Source organism: Austwickia sp. TVS 96-490-7B, assembly GCF_019331795.1.
Classification (GTDB): Bacteria; Actinomycetota; Actinomycetes; order Actinomycetales; family Dermatophilaceae; genus Austwickia.
The window spans coordinates 1-302 of the sequence record NZ_JAHPZL010000016.1; the positions used below are offsets into that span (position 1 = coordinate 1).

General features: G+C 42.1%; 1 pseudogene. It reads left to right on the forward strand.

The features are described from left to right. Positions 1-302, forward strand: a pseudogene (locus KEM60_RS14475) (hypothetical protein); the annotation flags it as partial.

The following is a 302-nucleotide window of genomic DNA, read 5'->3' on the forward strand; positions in this document are numbered from 1 at the left end:
GACGCCGAAACATGGACGCGGAGATATTTTTGTAGGTGGGGTATTAAGTGAAACTATCGAGCATCCCGAAGATTTTGTGCCTTATAAAGCACTAGATCTATCGAAGTTTCGTATTTCATTATCGAACCAACCTATCGTCACACCGTTTATATTAATGCCGACAGTAATTGTTGTGAATACAGACTTACAAGGTGATATTCACATCAATGGCTATTCGGACCTTATGCAACCGGCACTCAAACAAAAAGTCGCCTATTCGAACCCTAAAACGACAACGACAGGCTATCAACATATGCGCGGGT